This is a genomic window from Agaribacter marinus, assembly GCF_030160655.1.
GTDB classification, from domain to species: domain Bacteria; phylum Pseudomonadota; class Gammaproteobacteria; order Enterobacterales; family Alteromonadaceae; genus Glaciecola; species Glaciecola marina.
Window position 1 is genome coordinate 119876 of record NZ_BSOT01000009.1, and the last position, 22395, is coordinate 142270.

Consider the following 22395-nt stretch of genomic DNA (forward strand, 5'->3'; position numbering starts at 1 on the left):
TCAGCACGTTAAAAAATGGTGGAATACTGAATGTGCTTTTTGCCGCCGTTCTCGGTATATCATTGTCTGGGGTTTGTTAATGGTGTTATTGTATTTTTATGTCTGGCAATAAAACGTTCAACGACGATAAGAGCGACGAAATTTTGATTCGCGCATCCTCCGCCAATAATGGTTTTACTACCAGTTTGATTGGCATTGCCTTGTTATTGTTTGGCACGACTGGATCGGTATTGCTTCCTGAGGTGTTTTTTCTTGCTGCTATTTTGATCATGGCAGCAGGTATCGTTGCCGTAGTGATGGGGTTTTTCAAACTCAAAGAACCTAAATATAGTTTGTCGATTTCGCGAGAATCGTTGACTTACTTCCATCGTCGTGGCCAGTGGAAGGTAAATTGGGACAATATTCAACGCTTTGATATTCCTCGTGTGCAAAAAGGCTTATCTCAAGTGGAACTAGAAATGGTGGGTATAAGGCTGAAAGACGCTGAACAAGTGCTTGGTGAAATATCCCCAAGGCTAATTACTCACTTACTTATGGAACAACGTCCGTTAGTCACTCAGATAGATAGCGCCAATTGTGCAGATGGGAAGTGTTACGGCGATGATTTAATTGAAGACACTAAATATAAATTAAAAGACGGTAATATTATCAACGGGATATCTGCAATGTTTGCTAATCGTATGCGGAGGCTTCAAACCGGGCTAGGTTATGATATATATATTTCAGCCAATGAGTTAGACCGCAGTCCACAAGCATTTATTCATTTATTGTCTGAGTGTCAAACATCCAGAACGAACGGGCAATAACAATCGGTCAATAACAGTCAGTCAATAACCGCTAGCCAACGCTACCGGCAAATACGCAGTTTGCGCTTGGGCCATTCATTGACTATATGTTGTATTTCCATCAGCAATTCTGAAGTTTGGTCGTCGTGACTTAACTGAGGGGATTGCTTTAGTAATACTTCTAAGTCATGACAATATGTTTGTAACTTTGGTACGCCGGTGTAGCAGCACGCGCCATGTAATTTATGGATGTTAGCCAACAGTTGCTCATTACTTTCTTGTCCCTTTAATGGCTCTAATATGGAGAGCTGTATTTTTAGGTGTTCGACAAATTCATCCATAAAGGATATCGCAAGGTTTTCGCTGTTATTTGAGCGTGAGACGGCAAGCCGCCAATCAATGCTGTCTTGAGAGAGTTCACAAATTTCAACCACCTCTTCGTTCAAGGTTTGTTTTGGCACATGGGTGTCTTCGCACCACTGATTCACTATTCTGACTAATTCTGGCAACTTAATCGGCTTTGACAAGAAGTCATCTAAGCCGTTATTTAGGAAATTTTGTTTTTCTTCACTTAGCGCGTGAGCGGTGACAGCAACTATTGGTGTGCCGATGTTATACGTTGTTTTACGAATATGTTTACTCGTTTGTATACCATCCATATTTGGCATTTGAATATCCATTAAAATAATGTCGTATTCTATTTGTTCGCACTTTTGGATGGCTGAAGGCCCATCATAGGCTAAGTCGAGCGTTACCGGTGAGTTTTTAAGCCAAGTCTCGATGAGACGCAAATTAAGCTCCATATCATCAACCGCCAACATACGCACAGGTGGCAGGTTGATGACGCTTGGACGAGCGTTAGACTGATGCGTCTTCGATGATGGGCCTTCCAAAAATTCTAATTTTCGTGCCGTTAGGGGCAATCTAAGCATGTAAGGCAGTGTATTTACATGGCCAAATAATTGCGAACTTGGCACTGGGCCTGAATATAAAAGTGTGATTGCAGCGGGGTTCACCATGCTTAGTTCGTTTAGCCACTTTGCTCTAAAGTTGATGTATTTTTGTGGTAATGTCATAAATACATAGGTGTTTGAATGCACGTGCTGTACAGCTATTTTTAGTGTCTCGAATGATGCAACGTCGAAGCCTGCTAACAGGAGCTGTTTAACGATAGACCGTCTGGATTCTCCCCATTTATCAATGACAACAGCATTTTTCTTAACAAATGAGCTTAGATGTTCTGAACCATATGCTTCGTCTTCGACCTTAAATGGAATCGTAATGGTGAATTTTGAGCCCACGGTCGGCGTGCTGGTTACTTCCACTTTACCGTCCATCATGTGGGCAAGCTCCTGGCAAATGACCAGCCCTAAACCGGTCCCTTGGTAGGAGCGGTTTAAATCATCGTCTAATTGATGAAAAGCTTTGAAGATTTTATTGATATCATCTTGACTTATGCCTATCCCAGAATCCTTAACCTGCATTTCGAGTATCGCTTGCTCATCAGAGGTTTCGAGTACTTTCACCGATAAACCGACAAAACCGTAGTTGGTAAACTTAAGCGCATTACTTATTAAGTTAGTAAGTAATTGCTTAACTTTAAACGAGTCGCCCAATAGTAGGTTGGGTAAATCACCAACGTCATATAAAAACTCTAGTTGTTTTAAATGCGCCGTTTTCGACATTGTGGCTGCGATATCTTCAAACAATTCTTTGGGAGAAAATGGACGTTGATTGAGCGTCAGTTGGCCAGCCTCCATTTTAGAAAAGTCAAGGATGTCATTGACGATAGTCAGCAAGTCTGTTGCAGCAGAATTGATGATTTTTACATGCTCGTCTCGTTCTGCAGGGTTATTTCCCGCTTCTAATTCCTTGCTAAAACCAACAATTGAATTTAGCGGCGTGCGAATTTCATGAGACATATTTGCCAAAAATTGAGATTTTACTTCACTCGCTTTAACGGCATCTTTCCTTGCGATATCCAGGTGTACATTTTGTTCTTCGATGATAAAAAAATTGTTTTCTGCATCTGCTTTTGCTTGAGTCACTTCCAGTTTTAGTTCGTATTGATTTTTGTCGACAATGGCATACAAAAAAGCACAAGCCTGAAAGCACAAGATTGCCTGAAATACCTGCGCATAAAACGTAAAACTAGGAATCATGCCTGTTATGTACAGAGTGCTTAATAGACAACCAGTAGCGCAGGTTATCCAACCTAGCAATATCGGTTTTACGGGCGTGTACCCGCGCAAGTAGGCGATTGTGCCGATCCAAAAATTTATACCAATAGAAATGACAATAATGGCACTTGATATTGCGAGTTTCACTGGATGGGAAGGAATACCACCGACAAACAGTATTAGCATTACGGCAACTACGAATAAATATACCTTTAATATTTTTCTCAAAATTAAGGGGTAATCACTACTGGGTATGAGCGTTAAGGTAAATATGCTCGAAGTGATGCAGACAAGAAGCAACAATTCTTCTGAATGAATAGCCGAAATAATGCGTGACAAATATTCGTTAATTAATACTGCATGGCCGCTCCATTGAAATTGCCAAAGTAGAACTAACGTTATATGCAAAAAAAACAGCACATTAGTCATGCTTACATTACCAAAAGAATAAAAAATTGCATATCCGGCCAATAGTAAAATGGCACCATAAAAAACGCCCCATAGCAAAAAGTCGAATTGATCAATTTGATTGCTAATGGCCTCGTTAGTGGCATAAATTGGCACGCGAGTGGTTAAACTGTTCGACGAAGTATAAATATAAAGTTGGTACTCCTTATTTTCCTTTAAATCGGCTATAAAGGTTGGCAATGGATATGTGCTTGTTTTATTTGATATTCCATCAGTCGAGCTGAAGAGTAATGTGTCATTCTCAAAAATATAGATGCGCACATCGTTTAGTTGAGAAGAGCGGAGCGAAAATGTCCATCGCGTATCATTACTTTTATTTATTATCGGCGCGTAAAACCAGAGACCTTTGTCAACAAACCCAAAATTCGTTTTGTTTGTGTTGGTATCAGGAAGGTATTCTTGATATCGCTTAAAATAATATATGGATACGTCGTCAGCGCGGTGTTCATGTACACTAAATTTCGAGGTGATTTCTTGATGGCGTATACTGTCGTCCAAAATGATTGCAGATAAATCAGTTTGAGCGTCCACGCCAGAAAGAAACATGGAAATAAAAAACAGCGTGAATAATTTACTGGCTAAAATACGCAATGGGACGTTAAGCTTTTATTAAAATTAATATACTATGTAGTCTAATATAGTGCGTATACGCTTGGATGTATACAAGCCAAATTGGATTATGACAGCCCTCTTTTATGAATAACGATATAACAATAAATAGCGATGGTGTTGAACAAGTCTCACTAGGGCGTTTTACCGAAGACGCTTACTTGAATTATTCAATGTATGTGATTATGGACCGGGCACTCCCTCATATTGGCGACGGACTTAAACCCGTTCAACGGCGTATTATCTATGCTATGTCCGATTTAGGACTGAGTGCCACGGCGAAATATAAAAAATCGGCTCGCACGGTGGGTGACGTATTAGGTAAGTTTCACCCTCATGGGGATTCGGCCTGCTATGAAGCGATGGTATTGATGGCGCAACCTTTTTCTTATCGATACCCATTGGTTGATGGACAAGGAAACTGGGGAGCGCCGGATGATCCAAAATCCTTTGCCGCTATGCGTTATACTGAAGCGCGCTTATCGAAATTTTCTGAAGTTCTGTTAAATGAGGTTGGGCAAGGCACGGTCGATTGGGCACCAAACTTTGATGGCACATTAAACGAGCCTAAAGTCTTACCAGCACGTTTGCCGCATATTTTACTCAATGGGATTACAGGTATCGCGGTTGGTATGGCGACTGATATCCCACCCCACAATGTCAGAGAGTTAGCCAATGCTTGTGCACACTTGCTTGATAATACAAAAGCGGACTTATCTGATTTATTGACGTTTGTTCAGGGGCCAGATTTTCCTACTGACGCAGAAATAATAACGCCTAAAGACGATATTCGAAAGATCTATGAAACGGGTCGAGGGAGCTTAAAAATGCGTGCCGTCTTCCATGAGGAAAACGGTGAAGTGGTAATTACTGCCTTACCACACCAAGCGTCCGGCGCAAAAATACTCGAGCAAATCGCTGGACAAATGCAGGCGAAGAAATTGCCATTTGTGAGTGATTTGCGCGATGAATCCGATCATGAAAATCCAACACGCTTAATTGTGACGCCACGTTCAAATCGCGTGGATGTTGAACAAGTCATGCAACATTTGTTTGCAACGACTGATTTGGAAAAAAGTTACCGTGTTAATCTAAACATGATTGGCTTAGATGCTCGGCCAAGAGTCAAAAATCTACATGATATTTTGTCTGAGTGGTTAGTGTATCGAAAAGATACGGTCACCAGACGTCTGCAATATCGTCTGGACAAAGTTCTAGCGCGTCTTCACATATTAGATGGCTTACTCATTGCGTTTTTGAATATCGACGAAGTCATTGCCATTATTCGCCACGAAGAAGAGCCAAAAAAAGAATTAATGGCACGTTTTGGATTGAGTGATAAGCAAGCTGAAGCAATCTTAGAATTAAAATTGCGGCACCTTGCTAAACTTGAAGAAATGAAAATTAAGGGCGAGCAAGACGAGCTAGCGAAAGAGCGAGATTCGCTACAGTTGTTGTTAGGATCTGACAGACGTTTAAAAACGTTAATCAAAAAAGAAATATTAGCAGATGCCGAAAAATATGGCGATGAGCGTCGTAGCCCGATAGTTGCTAGAGGCGAAGCTAGGGCCTTGACCGAAAAAGAGCTGGTCCCGTCTGAGCCAGTCACTGTAGTGCTTTCAGAAAAAGGCTGGGCGCGCTGTGCAAAAGGGCACGATATAGATGCGCCGAATTTAAGTTATAAATCCGGTGATACTTATTTACACAGTGCTAAAGGTCGAAGCAATCAACCGGTAGTCTTTTTAGATTCTTCTGGTCGCACATTCTCATGCGATGCGCATAGTTTACCGTCTGCGCGCAGCCAAGGTGAGCCTATCACCGGTAGGTTTAGCCTGGTCGCAGGCGAAAATGCAGAACACGTCATTATGGGGGATGAAGCACAGCAATATTTGGTGGGGTCGGACGCCGGTTATGGTTTTGTTGGCAAATTTAACGATATGCTCACTAAAAATAAAGCGGGTAAAGCGTTTGTTTCCTTGCCTGTTGGCGCAAAAGTGATGAACCCGCAGGAAGCCGTTAATGTTGATACCGACTGGTGTTTGAGTATTTCAAATCAAGGCAGAATGTTATTGTTTCCGCTGAGAGACTTACCCGCTCTAGGGAAAGGTAAAGGGAATAAACTGATGAATATTCCGTCTGCAAAAGCTAAGAGTAGGGAAGAGTACTTAACGCAGCTCGGCGTAGTACCAGAGAATGCTAGTCTTAAAATTATCGCAGGGAAGCGGGCAATGACTTTATCGCCTGCTGATCTCGCGCATTATCAAGGCGAGCGTGGTCGGCGAGGGAATAAATTACCGAGAGGTTTACAACGGGTTGATGAGATTGAGATAGTACTTGCTTCAGCGAGTGATACTTCAATGAGTGGTGCACCAGGTGATATTACGGAGACGATAGAGCCGCAGCAGGTTAATATGCCTAATAGCAATTCGAATGACGACGTCTAAAGCTTAATATCGTTGTTTACTTACAAAAAGGGCGATGAGTATAATCGCCCTTTTTGCTACATGTGTTATGAGGCGTTTGTACTCTCAAATATTTTATCTGCCGATGCCGCAACAAAGCCTTGATAGAGTTCGCCTGTCGGTAGTATAAAACGCTCTGCAAACTCGTAAAAGCAGCTGGGTATGACTAGTGCTTTATCGCTGAACTCTACCGTGGCTTTGTCGGCCATTGTTGACGATTGTGCTAAACAGACGTCTTTGCCACCTTTTACTTCACCACCTGACGTGTTTAAGGTAAAGCCAGCGCTTTTTAATATGTCATTTATTTCTTCAAGTGTATGTTTTTTTGCTAAGTGATTAATGCTGACAGTAAAGTGGTTTGCACGATACCCCCAAGCAGCCATCCATGCCGCGTATTCTGATTCAGCGAGAAGTGTTTTATAGTCTTCGCTAGACACTTGCCAATGCGTGCCTGAATATAAAAAGTCATCTGCTTCGGTAATGTTATCCGGCATTTGTGCAAGCATCGAACTAATAATGCCTTGTGTCGCCGCTGACATTTCTTCGCTTTTTAACTCACTGATAAACACCTTGGGTTTTGTAAGGTCTGCGTGTTCAAAATGCTTTGCATTAAGTTTCTTTGCGCTGAAGTCATATTCCCCCTTGGCTTCATAGCCTAACGACAAAAAGTGTTTGGCGAGTACCGCTAAGTTCACTTTAGCATGATTAAACGTACGCAAGGCAATGTGGTCGTTGACGATTGTTGTTGCGCTTGTTTTCTCTTTTAACAATTGGTGTATTGCCGTCGCTGAGGGAGTTATGCGGATATAGTCTTGCCACAAACCAGTAAATAGATCATCAATAGTAGCGTGCATATTTTGGTTCCTCTATCCTTATAATAAGTGCATTAGACATTGCTTAAATGTTTAAGCCAGGGCTAAGCGTGGCTGGAAGCTCAACTTCATCAAGCTCTACTGATGCCACTGGGTATGCGCAATAATCGGCAGCGTAATATGCACTAGCCCGATGATTCCCACTTTCCCCAATACCGCCAAACGGCGCTGCACTGCTTGCGCCGGTAATTGGTCGATTCCAATTGACAATACCTGCTCTAATACGTGGCAAAAAATAATCGTAGTCTTCTTTCTTGTCGGCAAGTAAGCCCGCTGATAGTCCAAACTTAGTATTATTTGATTCTTTGATAGCCTCATCCAAGGAAGAATAGCGATAGACTTTAAGTAAAGGGCCGAAATGTTCTTCGTCTGGCAAGTTTTTTACTTCATTCACATCAACAATTCCTGGGCTGACGAAGCCGGTATTATTATCGATGTGTCGGAGTTCAACTAATATTTTGCCGCCCAGCGCTACGATGTCATTCTGCGCTTTGACCATCATTTTCGCCGCACGAACAGAGATCATCGCGCCCAAAAAGGGTTGTGATTCGTCATCATATAGCCCTATTTTTATCGTGTTGGTGGCGCTAATTAACTTGCTGAGTATTGCGTCGCCATTGGGTGTTGCGGGCAAAAATAGCCGACGTGCACAGGTGCAACGTTGACCAGAAGTGACAAATGCTGACTGAATAATATCGTGCACCGCTGCATCAATATTGTTTACTTCGGTTACAACGAGAGGATTATTCCCCCCCATTTCTAAGGCTAAAATTTTCCCGGGTTGTCCTGAGAACTGTTCATGCAATAGTTTTCCCGTTGTTGAACTGCCGGTAAAAAACAAGCCGTCAACTTGTGGGTTACCCGCTAGCGCCTTTCCAGTCTCAACCTGTCCTTGTACCAAATTGAGTACACCTGCGGGTAAGCCCACCTGTTCCCAAAGTTGTACCGTAAATTCAGCGACTAAGGGCGTTAAATCACTAGGCTTAAATACAATTGTATTTCCTGCTATTAGTGCAGGGACTATATGCCCGTTTGGAAGATGCCCAGGGAAATTGTAAGGGCCAAAAATTGCCACGACGCCGTGGGGGCGGTGACGAAGTATCGCTTTTCCCGCAGGCATTGGGTTTTCAATCGTGCCAGTGCGCTCGTGATACGCTTTTTCTGATATACCCAATTTACCAATCATGGCACCCACTTCTGTCGCGGTTTCCCACTCGGGTTTACCCGTGTCTATTGCGATAATCTTGGCTAGTTTGGCCTTGTTTTCTGTAAGTAACTCACCAAACCGCTTAATGTAAACTAGTCGCTCGTCTACCGATAACATTGACCAAGAAGTAAACGCTTTCCGGGCGGCGGCAACGGCTGTGTTTACTTGCTCGTTTGTGGCTTCATTGCCTTGCCACACTGTTTGATTTTTTGCTGGATCAATGGATGTAAAAGGATCGCCCGATCCTGCCACCCATTCACCATTTATGAAATGAACATTCTGTCGCATGCTTTAATCTCCAAATATGGATTTTTATTTTCTTCCTGCACAAGGGGCATGATAAACGGTGTCCCCATCAACCACTTGAAGCGCATCAGCACATTCTTGAGGTATCAGAAGTTCATCGAATGAATGCTTAGTTGTGTCTACTGGCACTAAACATGCCCTAAAACCAGCGACTTTATTATTTATGACTAAGCGTTCTTGTGTGGATTGTGATTGATTGTGCTCGTTGGTGATTTTTACCAAAGAGTGTTTGCTATTTTGTATGGTAGTTAGGTTGTGAATATCGGCTTCAACTGTGGGTCCTGCATCGAATATATCTACATAACCTCGACATCTAAACCCCTCTTGCTCTAGTAGGTGTAATGCTGGCTTTGTTTTTTCGTGTACCTTTCCAATACAAGCTTGTGCATCTTTAGAGAGTAAATTGACATAAATAGGATATTTAGGCATGAGTTCCGCAATAAATACTTTTTTGCCAATACCAGTGAGATAATCTGCCGTTGGGAAGTCCATAGAGAAAAAATGCGCTTCAAGCCATTCCCAGAAGGGGGATTTTCCGTTGTCGTCAGAGACGCCGCGCATCTCTGCTATTAATGTATCTGAAAAACGCTCAGGATGTTGCGCCATAAACAAAAAGCGAAACTTGGAGAGCAGCCGACCGGCCAAGCCCTTTCGGGCTTTCTCTCTCAAAAATAACGTGCATATTTCACTTACGCCAGTGTAGTCATTGCAGAACGTTAAAATCTCCACGGTATTGTGAATCCCTAACTCACGCGACGCATGAACTACTTTCCCTAGATGATAGTGATAAAATGCATCGTTTAATCCGACTGACGCCTCAATGCCCGATGTACCCAGTACTTCACCACTTTCAGTATCCTCTAGCACAAATAAATAACTTTGATTGCCTGGTTGGCTCGGTTGCGCTTGAAATGCAGCCTGCGCTAAATCAATTTTTTGTTGAATTAAGGCTTCGTTGACCGGCAAAGATGTAAAACCAATGCCTGACTCCTGGGCTATTTCGAAAAGCGCTGCATAGTCTCGCGCTTCAATCGGACGAATAATTAACATGATCAGCACTCACTCAAATGTTTTGTATTTGAAAATAGTGTTTAGCGAGAACTACTTCGCTACTAGACTAGCTATTCCGCGCTCAAACCTTGTGAGTCCTTCAATAATATCTTCATCAGGTATAATTAAAGAAGGCGCAAAACGTACTACATTTGCGCCAGCAATAAGGCACATTAAGTTTTGTTCGTTTGCGGCAACCATAAAGTCTCGAGCTTTACCTTGATAATCATTTGACAATGCAGAACCTAAAAGCATGCCTTTGCCGCGTATTTCAGTGAATACACGATATTTGTCATTGATTTCATGTAGCTTTTCTCTGAATAAGGCTTCTTTGCGTTTCACGCCTTCGAAAACGTCAGGCGTATTTATTATATCAAGTGCTTTTTCAGCAACGGCACAGGCGAGAGGATTACCGCCGTATGTGCTACCGTGGGTGCCGGCAGCTAAAGCCGCTGCCACGTTGTCTGTTGTCAGCATAGCGCCAATTGGAAAACCGCCCCCCAAAGACTTCGCTGTCGTCAGAATGTCGGGTGTTACGCCTAAGTTGATATACTCATAGAGTGCACCTGTACGACCCATACCTGATTGGACTTCATCAAAGATCAATAAAGCATTGTGTTTGTCGCATAAGGCTCGTACGCCTTCTACAAAGCTAAGATCTGGCACTATAATGCCGCCTTCACCTTGCATTGGCTCCATCATAACTGCACAAGTTTTGTCCGAAATGAACTCAGATAGCATCTCAAGATTATTGTATTCTGAATGCACTATATCGCCAGGTTTGGGACCAAAACCGTCGGAATACGCAGGTTGCCCGCCTACGGTTACTGTGAAGAAAGTTCTACCGTGGAACCCTTGTTTGAAAGATATTATTTCACTTTTTTGTTCACCAAAGTTGTCAAGGGCAAATCTCCGCGCAAGTTTAAGTGCAGCTTCGTTAGCTTCAGCGCCAGAGTTTGCAAAGTAGACCTTGTCTGCGAAAGTTGCATCCGTTAGCTTTTTTGCTAAACGCAGCGCTGGCTCATTGGTAAACACATTGCTTAAATGCCAAAGTTTATTCCCTTGCTCCGTCAATGCGCTGACAAGACCGGGATGACAATGTCCTAATACGTTAACCGCTATACCGCCTGCAAAATCAATATACTCACGACCATCCTGATCCCAAACGCGTGAACCTTCTCCTCGCACCGGCACCATAGCCGCTGGATTGTAATTCGGTACCATAACGTCGTTAAAGGTAGCTCTGGTCACTTGCATATTTACACCTCATTAGTAATGTCGAACTTTCATTTTAAAGTGCTGAGTATGCCAGAAAAAACATCAGTAGTCGCTAACATATATTGAGTAAAAACCTTGTTTTATAAGGCGTATGCAGTTGTTTGCATAAATTTTGAATAGTTATGCGAGAAGACATTTTGATCTCAAAGTGATTGCTATACCATCTAAAATGTCGATGAGAATTGATTTCTATTTGTCGGCTTTATTTAACGTACTTGTTCATGTTGAATATTCATGCAGAATATTTTTTCAAAAATATTGCGAATTACTCGAAAAAAATAATGCAATCTAGGTACTTTCAGCGATTTTTAACTCTAAGCCTGTTAAGTTGACGGTGCGCAAATTGCCCAAATCGGCCGCAGTAATACCAAAATTTCTTAGATATAACATGGATGCCTCTTTAGACATTAGCTGGTTCTTTTGCATGAGTTTAAACTGCATGTAGCCAGCTGACTTAAAAAGTAACTTAGCCAAAGGGTGTAGGTTGTGCTTTTCAACATATTTAAATGATACTTCTTTAATGCTCGCAATCCCAGCAACGCCTGGTGTAATGTTTAACCATCTTAAGTTAAGTGCGCTTACAATGTTATAAGACACTTTTGCGGCATACATTTTCCATAAACTCCTAATGTATTTATGCGAAGGCGATAGATTTGCCAGAGATTTCGCTAACATGCGATTATTCTTTTCTTTGGCTTCAATGATTTCCGCTCTTAGTTGCACGTCGAAGGCTTTTAAGTAGACGGTGGCGACAACGGAATGACCAATACTCGCTAACAAACCTAAATTAAAGCCTAAATGCGGTTTGACACCGAACTCTTTAGATAGCTCTCGGGCAACGTTGCCCGTACCAATCGTATACAGCCATAAATTTTTAAGTAAATCAGGTGTAAATTCAGAATTAGGGGGCATTACATGTTTCGAAACTAATACGGGGATTAACTGACGCAAACTATCAATACCAATAAAACTAAGGGCAGCTTTGGTGGTGTTAATAATGACTGCATGCCCTTTAGAATCAACACGTCGGTATTTAGGTTGTTTGACAAATTTGATAACCGCACGTTGTAACCATGGGAGTTCGTCTATGTGCGTAACGAGCTTAGATATCGTACATGCCTCCATGTACAATACATCTAGCAATTTACCTAAATGCAGGTTTATATCAAGGATTGAAGACAATATTGTGTCAGTGTCTTGTAGGCGTTGTTCAATATCTGCGATAAGTTTTTGATGGAATTGAGATTCAATTTTTAGTTGATGAGTCATTTCCTCGCCGGCTTCAATCTCCCGCTTCCTATTGGCAATTTCTTCGACCATGAGCAATTCGCGCCTTGCATCATGTTGCTCGGAGTCTTCAAGCATTTTCATTTTGTCTGTTTTTTTGCCAGATAACACTATGGCTTCGTCCAGCGATATCAAAAGCTGGAGAAAGCGATCGTTAAAAACACCTGCAAGTTGCGTTACGCTTTGTTTCATTTACTACCCAAATAAAATAAAGTTATTTAGTATTTCATGCCCAAATTCTGTTAATAACGACTCGGGGTGAAATTGGACGCCGTACACACGATTTATTTTGTCTTCGATAGCCATGATTTCTTTGTCTCCGAAATCATCACACCATGCGGTAACACGAAATGTGTTAGGCAAAGTGTTTGGGTCAATTAATAAAGAATGATAGCGAGTAGCGCTAAAGGTTGATCTGCATTCCTTAAATAATAATGACCCTTCCGCATTCTTAATGGTCGATATTTTTCCATGTCTTACAACCTTCGCAGTGACAATGTTTGCACCTGCGTGTTGTGCAATGGCTTGATGTCCTAAACATACACCCAGTATTGGTTTATGGCCCCAAAAAGCCTCAATAATAGGCAGTGTCATTCCTGACTCATTTGGAGAGCAGGGGCCAGGTGAAATAACAAGATGATCAAATGTCATGTTAATTAACGCATCAACACTTATTCGATCATTCTTATACACTTCGACTTGTTGACCCAACTCTTCAAAATATCTAACTAGGTTATAAGTAAACGAATCGTAGTTATCTATGATGATAATCAACGACTACGCCTTACTGACAAAACCCAGCGCAGAATAAACCTTACTTAATGTATCGGACGCTAGCGCTTGAGCTTTAATGCTGCCTTGCTGCATAACAGTTCTTAGGTATGTTTCATCTTGGCGTAATCTAGCAAATTCGGATTGGATGGGTTCAATTAGCGAAACGACTGCATCGGCCACGTCGCCCTTTAAGTGCCCATACATTTTGTCTTCGTACTCGGGTACTAAGCTTGATACTTCTTTACCTGTAGTGCACGACAACAGAGAGAGTAGATTGGATACTCCGGGCTTTTCATTTACATCAAAATAAATACGCGCTTTTTCATCACTGTCTGTTACTGCACGTTTAATCTTCTTGATAACTTTTTTAGGATCTTCAAGTAAGCCAACAAAATTATTGACGTTTGCGTCAGATTTAGACATTTTTTTGTTAGGATCTTGTAGGCTCATTACGCGTGCACCAGATCTAGGAATGTGCGGCTCGGGTAGTGTGAATATTTCGCCGTAAATATTGTTAAACCGTGTTGCGATATCTCGAGTGAGTTCTAAATGTTGTTTTTGATCTTCACCAATAGGCACTTCATTCGCCTGATAGAGTAATATGTCAGCCGCCTGTAAAACCGGATAGGTATATAAGCCGACATTGATATTATTGCTATGGGTCTGTGACTTATCTTTAAACTGAGTCATCCTATTTAGTTCACCCATTTGCGTGTAACAATTTAATGCCCATGCTAACTGTGCATGCTCAGGCACATGCGATTGCATAAAAATAGTACTTTTTTCCGGGTCTACACCACATGCCATGTACAACGCCAAACCATCTAAGCACGCGTCATTAAGCGCTTTAGGGTCTTGACGTACAGTAATTGCGTGCAGATCAACTATCATATATACGCAGTCGTGAGTCTGCTGCATGGCCACCCATTGCTTTAACGCGCCCATATAATTGCCGATGGTTAATTGCCCTGACGGTTGACAGCCACTTAATACTCTTGGTTTGGTTGTTATTGTCACTTATGTTGCATCCTATTTAACTGCATTACTTTTTAACTGCATTACTTTTTAATTGCGTCGCGTAATGCAGAGATACTTTGTTTATAATCTTTTGCGTTGAATATGGCTGAACCGGCGACAAATATTTCTGCACCAGCATCATATGCGCTTTTGATAGTACTTTCGTTGATGCCGCCGTCTACTTCAATGGCGACCGATAAACGCTTGTCTACAATGAGTTGTTTCAGACGTTTTATCTTGTCGACGGTTTCTCGGATAAATGTTTGACCACCAAAGCCTGGATTTACTGACATGATCAAAACATAATCTATTTTGTGTAACACTTCTTCGATCACATAAAGAGGCGTGCCAGGGTTTAGTGCTAAACCCACTTTACATCCTTTGTCTTTTACCAAAGAAATACTTCTATCTAAGTGAATACTTGCGTCTGGGTGGAAGCTGATCATGCTTGCCCCAGCATCAGCAAATGCTTCTATCATGCTATCCACTGGTGTCACCATTAGGTGGACATCTATATTGGCACTAACGCCATGCTTTCTTAACGCACTGCATATCATTGGGCCAAACGTTAAGTTAGGTACATAGTGATTATCCATTACGTCAAAATGGACAATATCAGCACCAGCCGCTAGCACGTCGTCGACCTCTTGGCCTAATTTGGCAAAATCTGCTGACAGAATGGAAGGGGCAATAAGCATGCTAATAACCTTATATGGCACAAAAGACGAAGTTTATCGAATATACGCTAGAGACTAAAGTGTTTGTTACGCTCTATTTTTGTGAGTGTGCACCAAAATAGATCTAGCTGAAGATGAATTTGCACCAAAATGGGTTTTGTTTGTTTTTAGTTGACACCCAAAAAAATACAAAGTTTAATTAAAACAAATGGTTAGATGTGCAATGTAAATGGCACCGTGTTTGCTTTAATCGCCCTAGCTATAAAATAATAATAATAACGGCAGATTTACAAATTTCTAATAAATCGGAGAACACACATGAAAAAATTTACAAAATTGACATTGGTAGCTGCTGCTCTTTCTAGTTCATTATTCGTAAGTCAGTCAGCGCTTGCTGAAGTTAGTGCGAATATTGGCGCAACTTCAAACTACTTATGGCGTGGTGTAAGCCAAAGTAGTGATTCTGCTTCAGTTTCTGGTGGTTTAGATTTCGCTGCAGACAGTGGTTTTTATGCCGGTACTTGGGTTGGCTCATTAGGCGACGGGAACGGCGCAGAAACAGATTTTTATCTTGGTTTCGGTGGTGAATCAGGTAGCTTCTCATATGATGTTGGTTATATCTACTACGCTTACACTGATTTGGATGATAGTGATTTCGGCGAAGTATATTTCAATGGTGCAGTGGGTAACTTTGGTTTTGGTGTTGCTTATACTGTAAATAGTCAAGTGGAAGGCGTATCGGCATTTGACAGCGGTGACATCTATGCAAACATTAGCTACGGCGGTATCGATTTAGGCAATGATTTTGAACTGGGTTTCACAGTAGGTACTTATGCTTTTGACGCTGATGGCGATTTCGATTACAGCCATGTACAAGCTGACATAGCGAAAGGTGATTTCGCGTTTTCTATTTCTAAGGCTGAAGACGAAGGTATTGCTGACGGCGACCTTAAATTTGTTGCTAGCTGGTCTACAAGTTTCTAAAACAGTCTAAATAATTTACTTTAAAAACCCAGGATTTCTTTAAATCTTGGGTTTTTTGTATTTGCAGGCTATATTTTTTATGGAGAAAAGAAAGTAATTGCGAAATCAGTAGTCGCGTTTTTTGTCAAAAGCGAGTAAACTTTAACCAGCTTTACAGGAGACAAAGCGATGACGTCACGGAAATATTCTTTAAAAAGGTTGTTTTCAACCATGTTGCTTACTTCGGCAGCAATGGTTTTGGTCGTCAATACCTTGTTGGCAAGTACCGACCAACATTGTAAAAATTATACTTCACTTGATTCTGTGCCGGAAGTTTTCAGTGCACAAGCTAATGTTTCTACGATTGATTTATCCAGATGTCGGAAAGATTCACATCATGTTACTTGGGTGTCTTGGTTATTCGGTAAACCTGAAAGTATGCAGTTTCACTATTTGGAACTTCTCGAACTTTTGAATAGAAAATAAGTTCAATTATTGTGAAAGCCATAAAACAAGTATGGGAGTTAGCTCTGAGTGTTTTGGCTGGGTTTTTTGGTGTGCAAAGCGCCAAGAATTATAAAAAAGACTTCTCTGAATATGACTCCATTTTCCCCTTTATTGTCATGGGCTTGTTAATGCTTGTTGGTTTTATATTCTTTGTTATAGCGTTAGTGCAATTGGCTTCGTAGTAATACCTTGTTCGGGTTACTTATCTAAAAACAATACCAATTCTTCATGTTCAACAGGTCTGCAAATTAAATAGCCTTGGATATAGTCGCAACCTAAACTTTTTAATTGTGCAAAATGAGCTTCTGTCTCAGCACCTTCGGCAACTATTGGTACCGAAAGCCCATGCAGCATCTGTGTTAAGGAACCTACGATTCTTTGTTGCGTTTCGTCCTTATCGATATTATTTAACAATGATCTGTCTAACTTAACCGTGTCGTAAGGAAACGCCGTGAGATATGACAATGATGAATATCCTGCACCAAAATCGTCGATGGCGATTCTAAACCCAAGTTCTTTCGCTCGTTGGACCCATTGCTTCGCCTGTCTGAAATTGGAAATTAAGGAAGTTTCGGTGATTTCTAGTTCTATTCTATATGGCTCAATATCGAAAGAAGCCAACTTACTATCTAAAATAAGTAAAGCGGTATCGTTGACCAACTGAGACGTACTTAGATTAATAGACACAACGACATTGTCTAAACCAATCCCATCTAAGTATCGAATCTCGCCGATAACATTATCCACTATCCACTCGAATAATGTATTCATGTTTTCGCTTTCTTCGAGAACATCAATAAATACCGGGGGTGGAATAAAACCTAGTTCAGGGTGATTCCAGCGACACAATGCCTCAAGTTTAACCACAGCTCTATTTTTGCTACTAACAATTGGCTGGAATACCACATAGAGTTGGGCGTCTGCTAAAGATGCAACGAAATCGTTTTTGATCGTAAATCTACGTTGTGCATTTTCACGCATCGACTCGTCGAAAAATTTGAAGCGGTTTTTACCTTCTTCTTTTGCTTGATACATTGCGATATCTGCATACCTGAGTAAGGTATCTGGCTCAATCTCTACCGCTTTTTGCTTAGCAATGCCGATACTTGCGCTAATTGATATGCTTGTATCGTATACGTGAAAGGGTGCTGAAAATAAATCTACAACAGCATCGGCCATTTTAAGTAAGGCTTCACCATCACTGTAGTTTGTGTAACAAATGACAAATTCGTCACCACCAATTCGATATACGCGAATAAATTTATTGATGACGCCTTTGAGTCGATAACCGATTTTTTTCAGCATAATATCCCCGGCTTCATGGCCAAGGTTATCGTTGACTGGTTTAAATCCATCGAGATCCAAAAAGAAGATGGCAACATTTTTGATATGATCTTCTTGGTTCATTTTTGCTAAGTCTTCAACCAATACATTCCGAGTAAATAACCCCGTAATACTGTCGATTGTTGCCTGTCGCACCAGGCGCTTTTGAGAATTACTTAATTCTTGTTCGTAGGTTTCCAGTACGTCAATTGCATATCTAAACTCTTCTTCTAAGTCATCTAGTTCATCGGGGAAAATTGGATGTCGCGCATTACCAAGTCGATAACGTGCAATGTTATATTCTTTTGAGCCTATCAATTTTATCGCCCGTTTGAGCTGATTGATTTTTGATATTGGAATAATGGAAAACAGCATCAAGAAGAGCAATACACCGAATGTTAAGGTCACAAATGTGACGATGACTTGTTGTTTTTGTTCTCTTTGCTGAGACATCATTGATGAAATGTCTCGAATAAACATGAGTCTTAAATTTTTACCTAACTGATCAAAATTAGCAAACCAAACAAAATAATCTTTTTGCCTCAAGGTCACATGAAGTCCTTTGGATTCTAAGGCATTTATTTGTTCATCAGTTAATGTAACATCAAACAAGTCTCTGTTTTCAGTGAAACCCGTCATAAACTCAGGAGTATAGCGGCTAAGTGTGTCGTCTGCTTGATTCGGTTGTGCTTCAGGTTTAATAACGGCGATATCACTATCAATCACGGTTTTAAGTAGATAAATTGGCCTTGATATATCTGATAAAATTGAGAGTGACCAATTGTTACCATTCACTGCAATTGGTACCGCAGTAGCAAGTTCACAAACATCGTGACAAATTATGTGTTTTTGAGGTTGTAGAGTAGTTTCGGCTTGTTCTTTTAGAGGCTGCATTTTCTCAAATGGAAATTTACCAAAACTGTAGTTAACGTCTTCTTTTGAAAATGACATTGAAGAAAAATAAAAACTTAACAGGACGCGAGGCCATGTATCTTTAAGAAACTCGTTTACTTCTTCTGGTGTTTTAGTTTTTACCTGCCCGAGCTGGACAATCTCTTCGGTTATCAACTCTTGAGCGTCTAAACGATTATTAAATAGTATTTTTGATGAGCGCAGGTGATTTTCTTTAATCGCCAGCATATTTTTGTCGAGCGTACGTTTTTGTTGAATACTGACAAACGTATATGATGCAGCGAGTGAAATGATCGCAACGATCACCACTAATAAAAGCATTTTAGATAATAAGCCACGCATCATATTCATCGAGTAAATTGCACCTTTCCTTTCTAGTCATCATATTCATCGAGTATCCATGTCTTAAAACGCCTCGATATTTATCAACATTTAGCGTGTGATCAATTTATCACATAGCGTGGTGTGCCTAGCCCCGTCGTTGGTAATACTTACTAGGCAATTTGTTATAAATACATCTACATTGTTCTGTTAGACTTATCGACCGCTATACAATTGTTTTTAGGTGATTATTGCCAAAAGTATGGGCAATGATTAATGTTGAGCCCGAAATTTCACGCCATTTGGAAATGAGGAACATGTATATTATAGCGCGACTTAAAATTTATTTCGTGGGTGTCATTACAAACCCGTGTTTCGCAAAGACTTTCTTGAAACGCGGCCTTTTTTCGCCAAAGTAGAAAAACGCTTGTCCTCTAGTATTTCCAGACACGTTTTTTCTGTCAGCATTCCAAAAGCTAATACGATGATTGGTAAAACATATTGCGTTGCAGCAAGCAACCAGCGCGCTAAACCATTTTGTATCTGTTGCGTTATTTGCCAGCACGATGCCTTCGACAAAACTCCCCGCCTGGTATTGCTCAATGAATCTATTGACCGAATGACCACATAGACCCGCTGAGTAGGGAGGATTCATAAACACCTTCATGTTTTCTGTTACCTTCCAGTCGTTTTCAAACGCGCTATTTTCTTTTGTGAAAATATTTGCAGCGCCAACGATTTCATTGGCTGTTTCTGAAGAAAACGGGTCTAAGTCAATTGTGCCCAATACATCTTTTACTGACGCTAGGTATTCCGGGGGGGTAAACCACGAATCTGAGTCGCGTTTTTTAGCGCTAGCACTACCCGGCAGAGCACCGATGTATGCGAGCTTGTTAGTATTGGCTTTAGAATTCAAAATTCACTCTTTAATACAAAAGGCGTATAGCTTAATGTCACATTTATTGTTTATTTGGATATAAGTTCGAGAGTATATAGTTTCGGCTACTAGATTTGTACATCATATCTATAAATACAGGGCATGTTTTATATTTTAGTCGTGGTTTTTTGGCAGATGAGCCTTGCTAACGCATCTATGCTTTTTTGCTTAACTTTTTGTTATATTACGCGATACAAACTATGAGTGAGCTGAAAGGCTAAAACCAACAGGTGCCAACATTAAAAGTTTCGCGAGCGAAGAATCCGCTATTTCTCAGTTTTTTATTAACGCCCGACAGTCGGGGCTGTTATCCATTGTTAATTTTACCAGTTTTATTTATATCTTTGTATTGGGTCTTACATTTAAAGATTTGTATGCGTTCATGCCTGCATGGGTGGTTGTCATTCAAGCGGTGGGTGTTTCGATTATTCTTTGTAACGTGTATGTATACCACAAAACAAAGAACACATCCGTTGCCGCGGGTATCATGTTGTTTTGTATGTTCTCCATTCATATGGCGAACGTTACATTTGCCGGTGGTATTGATACGGTTCATTACGCATGGATTTTTATTTTTCCAGTGTTGGCCGGTGGCACGATGGAATGGCGTGGACAAATATTTTTCTGGGCAATAAGTGTTGTTGGCACTGTGTATTATTATGTTTGGCCGGAACAGATGGAAGTGCTTCCTTATGAAGGAGACATGTTCTATACCGTGGCGACACGGCTAATGTGTATTACGATATTTAGCTTAATCATGTTGACCTATTATTTTACGCTTCGCGAAAAAATACAGCATATTCAAAAGGCACTTAAGCTTGCCAATTTTGAAAGTGATATGTTTGCCGGTGTATTTAACTCAAACGCTCAAAGCGTGCTATTAGTTGACACTAACGGCATTATTCAGCGCGCCAATAAAACAGCACATCAGACCTTTGGCTTTGGTGAAAATGCGTTATTAGGCAGTGAAGTTAGTCACATTTGCATGGGTAGCGGTGATGTGTTTGATCACCGTTTACCGAGTTTTGATGGTCAAGAAGTACAAATAACCACCAAAAGGCATCACACACTTTGGATTGAATATTCCTCAATGCATGTAATCGATGAGAACGAGCGGCGCCATACCTTGTTCACGATAGAAGATATTACAGAGCGTAAACGTTTTGAGTCAGAGCTTTCGCATCTTGCACATTATGACCATTTGACAAAGATTCCCAACCGTTTGATGGTGCACGAGCAGCTACGCAGTTTAATTTCGAATAATGCTGACGGTACATTTGCAGTTATATTCATCGATTTAGATAAATTTAAAGACATCAACGATATGCGAGGGCATGAAGCTGGAGACGCAGTATTACTTGAGGTCGCCAATAGACTACAAAGTAACATACGTGCAGGGGATTTTATTGGTCGTTTTGGCGGCGATGAATTTATTTTACTTAGCAAAACGAATACTTCTTCAAACGAAATAATTGATCTAGTCAAGCGTCTCCAAAATCTCCTTAGCCTGCCTATTTTTTATGAGTCTACTGAAAACAGAGTCGGGTCGAGTGTCGGTATTGCCCAGTATCCTATTGATGGTAACCAACCAAATGACCTCATTCGTAAAGCAGATGCGGCAATGTATCAAACGAAACAGAATGATAAAGGCGGGTATTCTTTCTACAACCTAGATTATGATAAAAATTTACAACGTCAATTGGCACTCAATACAGCGCTAAATTCAGTGATTGAAAACGGCGAACTATCATTGGTGTTTCAGCCAGTTTTTGACAATCAAAAAGCCATACTAGGTGCTGAAGCATTACTGCGCTGGCAACACCCAGAGTATGGCATGGTTAGCCCTGATGAGTTTATTCCCATTTGTGAGGACAATGGACAAATTTTAGACATCGGGCTTTGGGTATTGGACACTGCGTGCGAGGTACTTAAATCCTGGCAAGACTTGGGTTTTACTCATCTCTCTATGTCCGTTAACATTTCAAACAAGCAATTTTTAGGGACCAATTTAGTTGAAGATATTCGTAGGTTGCTAAATAAATATGCGCTTTCTGGTGAAAGTTTGGTACTTGAAATTACAGAAAGAGTCATTGCTGAAGATCTTAATTTAGTCCGGAAAAACCTTGAGCTATTAAAAGAAATGGGTATTACGGCAGCAGTGGATGACTTTGGCGTTGCCTATTCAAGTTTGAGTTACTTACAACAAGTCGACGTTGACATATTGAAAATTGACAGAAGTTTTGTTGCTAACATTGATAGTGATGAAGATGCGTTAAACCTCTGCAAAGCGATTTTATCTATGGCAAAAAGTCTAAAATTGGAAGTGACTGCTGAAGGGATTGAAAACGAAGCGCATTTTCTTACATTGACTGAGGTTGAGGTAGATAAGTATCAAGGTTTCCATTTATCTAAACCTATTTCTGCACAGGCGTTTTATCGTTTATTGAATAACAACTAAAA

The 22395-nt window shown here is 40.8% G+C and carries 17 protein-coding genes; 6 read left to right on the forward strand and 11 right to left on the reverse strand.

Annotated elements, in window-relative coordinates:
- Nucleotides 1-98: 98 nt before the first annotated feature.
- Nucleotides 99-806 carry a DUF2982 domain-containing protein gene (locus QQK00_RS16175; RefSeq protein WP_284218714.1) on the forward strand — a complete coding sequence of 236 codons (708 nt, stop codon included), beginning with the start codon at nucleotides 99-101 and terminating at the stop codon, nucleotides 804-806.
- Nucleotides 807-847: 41 nt separating this feature from the next.
- Here QQK00_RS16175 and QQK00_RS16180 read toward each other — a convergent pair whose 3' ends face one another.
- Nucleotides 848-3964 (reverse strand): response regulator, encoded by a 3117-nt coding sequence (locus QQK00_RS16180; RefSeq protein ID WP_284218715.1) that lies wholly within the window; start codon nucleotides 3962-3964, stop codon nucleotides 848-850.
- 164 nt (nucleotides 3965-4128) lie between these two features.
- Between QQK00_RS16180 and parC the strand changes: the two genes are divergently transcribed.
- Complete coding sequence (gene parC, locus QQK00_RS16185; RefSeq protein ID WP_284218716.1) at nucleotides 4129-6486, forward strand: DNA topoisomerase IV subunit A; 2358 nt, start codon at nucleotides 4129-4131, stop codon at nucleotides 6484-6486.
- 65 nt (nucleotides 6487-6551) lie between these two features.
- On the opposite strand, the gene QQK00_RS16190 is transcribed toward parC, so the two are convergent.
- The 8 genes from QQK00_RS16190 to rpe all read right to left on the reverse strand — a co-directional run bounded on the left by QQK00_RS16190 (nucleotide 6552) and on the right by rpe (nucleotide 14993).
- Nucleotides 6552-7358, reverse strand: coding sequence for a DUF1338 domain-containing protein (locus tag QQK00_RS16190; protein WP_284218717.1), 807 nt, complete (start codon nucleotides 7356-7358; stop codon nucleotides 6552-6554).
- A 43-nt stretch (nucleotides 7359-7401) separates the two neighbouring features.
- Nucleotides 7402-8871 carry a succinylglutamate-semialdehyde dehydrogenase gene (gene astD / locus QQK00_RS16195; RefSeq protein ID WP_284218718.1) on the reverse strand — a complete coding sequence of 490 codons (1470 nt, stop codon included), beginning with the start codon at nucleotides 8869-8871 and terminating at the stop codon, nucleotides 7402-7404.
- A 24-nt stretch (nucleotides 8872-8895) separates the two neighbouring features.
- The gene (astA, locus tag QQK00_RS16200) at nucleotides 8896-9939 is read right to left on the reverse strand and encodes an arginine N-succinyltransferase (RefSeq protein ID WP_284218719.1); all 1044 of its coding nucleotides are present in this window, start codon (nucleotides 9937-9939) and stop codon (nucleotides 8896-8898) included.
- Nucleotides 9940-9990: 51 nt separating this feature from the next.
- Nucleotides 9991-11196 (reverse strand): aspartate aminotransferase family protein, encoded by a 1206-nt coding sequence (locus QQK00_RS16205; protein ID WP_284218720.1) that lies wholly within the window; start codon nucleotides 11194-11196, stop codon nucleotides 9991-9993.
- Nucleotides 11197-11505: 309 nt separating this feature from the next.
- Nucleotides 11506-12696: an HDOD domain-containing protein gene (locus QQK00_RS16210; protein WP_284218721.1), complete on the reverse strand. Its 1191-nt coding sequence runs from the start codon at nucleotides 12694-12696 to the stop codon at nucleotides 11506-11508.
- Nucleotides 12697-12699: 3 nt separating this feature from the next.
- Nucleotides 12700-13278: an anthranilate synthase component II gene (locus QQK00_RS16215; RefSeq protein ID WP_284218722.1), complete on the reverse strand. Its 579-nt coding sequence runs from the start codon at nucleotides 13276-13278 to the stop codon at nucleotides 12700-12702.
- A gap of 3 nt (nucleotides 13279-13281) precedes the next feature.
- A complete protein-coding gene (trpS, locus tag QQK00_RS16220) occupies nucleotides 13282-14289 on the reverse strand; it encodes a tryptophan--tRNA ligase (protein WP_284218871.1) in 1008 nt (335 codons plus the stop codon).
- Between the two features lie 47 nt (nucleotides 14290-14336).
- On the reverse strand, nucleotides 14337-14993 hold the full coding sequence (gene rpe, locus QQK00_RS16225; RefSeq protein ID WP_284218723.1) for a ribulose-phosphate 3-epimerase: 657 nt from the start codon (nucleotides 14991-14993) through the stop codon (nucleotides 14337-14339).
- A gap of 297 nt (nucleotides 14994-15290) precedes the next feature.
- Between rpe and QQK00_RS16230 the strand changes: the two genes are divergently transcribed.
- The 3 genes from QQK00_RS16230 to QQK00_RS16240 all read left to right on the forward strand — a co-directional run bounded on the left by QQK00_RS16230 (nucleotide 15291) and on the right by QQK00_RS16240 (nucleotide 16624).
- Nucleotides 15291-15956: a TorF family putative porin gene (locus tag QQK00_RS16230; protein WP_284218724.1), complete on the forward strand. Its 666-nt coding sequence runs from the start codon at nucleotides 15291-15293 to the stop codon at nucleotides 15954-15956.
- A 168-nt stretch (nucleotides 15957-16124) separates the two neighbouring features.
- Nucleotides 16125-16421 (forward strand): hypothetical protein, encoded by a 297-nt coding sequence (locus QQK00_RS16235; RefSeq protein ID WP_284218725.1) that lies wholly within the window; start codon nucleotides 16125-16127, stop codon nucleotides 16419-16421.
- Between the two features lie 11 nt (nucleotides 16422-16432).
- On the forward strand, nucleotides 16433-16624 hold the full coding sequence (locus QQK00_RS16240) for a DUF2970 domain-containing protein (protein ID WP_284218726.1): 192 nt from the start codon (nucleotides 16433-16435) through the stop codon (nucleotides 16622-16624).
- A 16-nt stretch (nucleotides 16625-16640) separates the two neighbouring features.
- Here the strand turns inward: QQK00_RS16240 and QQK00_RS16245 are convergent, their stop codons facing one another.
- Together QQK00_RS16245 and QQK00_RS16250 are read right to left on the reverse strand one after the other, a co-directional pair.
- Nucleotides 16641-19028 carry a putative bifunctional diguanylate cyclase/phosphodiesterase gene (locus QQK00_RS16245; RefSeq protein ID WP_284218727.1) on the reverse strand — a complete coding sequence of 796 codons (2388 nt, stop codon included), beginning with the start codon at nucleotides 19026-19028 and terminating at the stop codon, nucleotides 16641-16643.
- A gap of 313 nt (nucleotides 19029-19341) precedes the next feature.
- Entirely contained in the window at nucleotides 19342-19914 is a 573-nt protein-coding gene (locus tag QQK00_RS16250; RefSeq protein WP_284218728.1) for a DNA N-6-adenine-methyltransferase, read from the reverse strand.
- A 403-nt stretch (nucleotides 19915-20317) separates the two neighbouring features.
- Between QQK00_RS16250 and QQK00_RS16255 the strand changes: the two genes are divergently transcribed.
- Entirely contained in the window at nucleotides 20318-22393 is a 2076-nt protein-coding gene (locus tag QQK00_RS16255; RefSeq protein WP_284218729.1) for a putative bifunctional diguanylate cyclase/phosphodiesterase, read from the forward strand.
- Nucleotides 22394-22395: the final 2 nt, after the last annotated feature.

Bases quoted from the DNA above. Each gene is read 5' to 3' on its own strand.
- QQK00_RS16175 (WP_284218714.1), top strand. From the start codon at position 99: ATGTCTGGCAATAAAACGTTCAACGACGATAAGAGCGACGAAATTTTG.
- parC (WP_284218716.1), top strand. From the start codon at position 4,129: ATGAATAACGATATAACAATAAATAGCGATGGTGTTGAACAAGTCTCA.
- QQK00_RS16190 (WP_284218717.1), bottom strand. From the start codon at position 7,358: ATGCACGCTACTATTGATGATCTATTTACTGGTTTGTGGCAAGACTAT.
- astD (WP_284218718.1), bottom strand. From the start codon at position 8,871: ATGCGACAGAATGTTCATTTCATAAATGGTGAATGGGTGGCAGGATCG.
- astA (WP_284218719.1), bottom strand. From the start codon at position 9,939: ATGTTAATTATTCGTCCGATTGAAGCGCGAGACTATGCAGCGCTTTTC.
- QQK00_RS16205 (WP_284218720.1), bottom strand. From the start codon at position 11,196: ATGCAAGTGACCAGAGCTACCTTTAACGACGTTATGGTACCGAATTAC.
- QQK00_RS16210 (WP_284218721.1), bottom strand. From the start codon at position 12,696: ATGAAACAAAGCGTAACGCAACTTGCAGGTGTTTTTAACGATCGCTTT.
- rpe (WP_284218723.1), bottom strand. From the start codon at position 14,993: ATGCTTATTGCCCCTTCCATTCTGTCAGCAGATTTTGCCAAATTAGGC.
- QQK00_RS16230 (WP_284218724.1), top strand. From the start codon at position 15,291: ATGAAAAAATTTACAAAATTGACATTGGTAGCTGCTGCTCTTTCTAGT.
- QQK00_RS16235 (WP_284218725.1), top strand. From the start codon at position 16,125: ATGACGTCACGGAAATATTCTTTAAAAAGGTTGTTTTCAACCATGTTG.
- QQK00_RS16245 (WP_284218727.1), bottom strand. From the start codon at position 19,028: ATGAATATGATGCGTGGCTTATTATCTAAAATGCTTTTATTAGTGGTG.
- QQK00_RS16255 (WP_284218729.1), top strand. From the start codon at position 20,318: ATGCCTGCATGGGTGGTTGTCATTCAAGCGGTGGGTGTTTCGATTATT.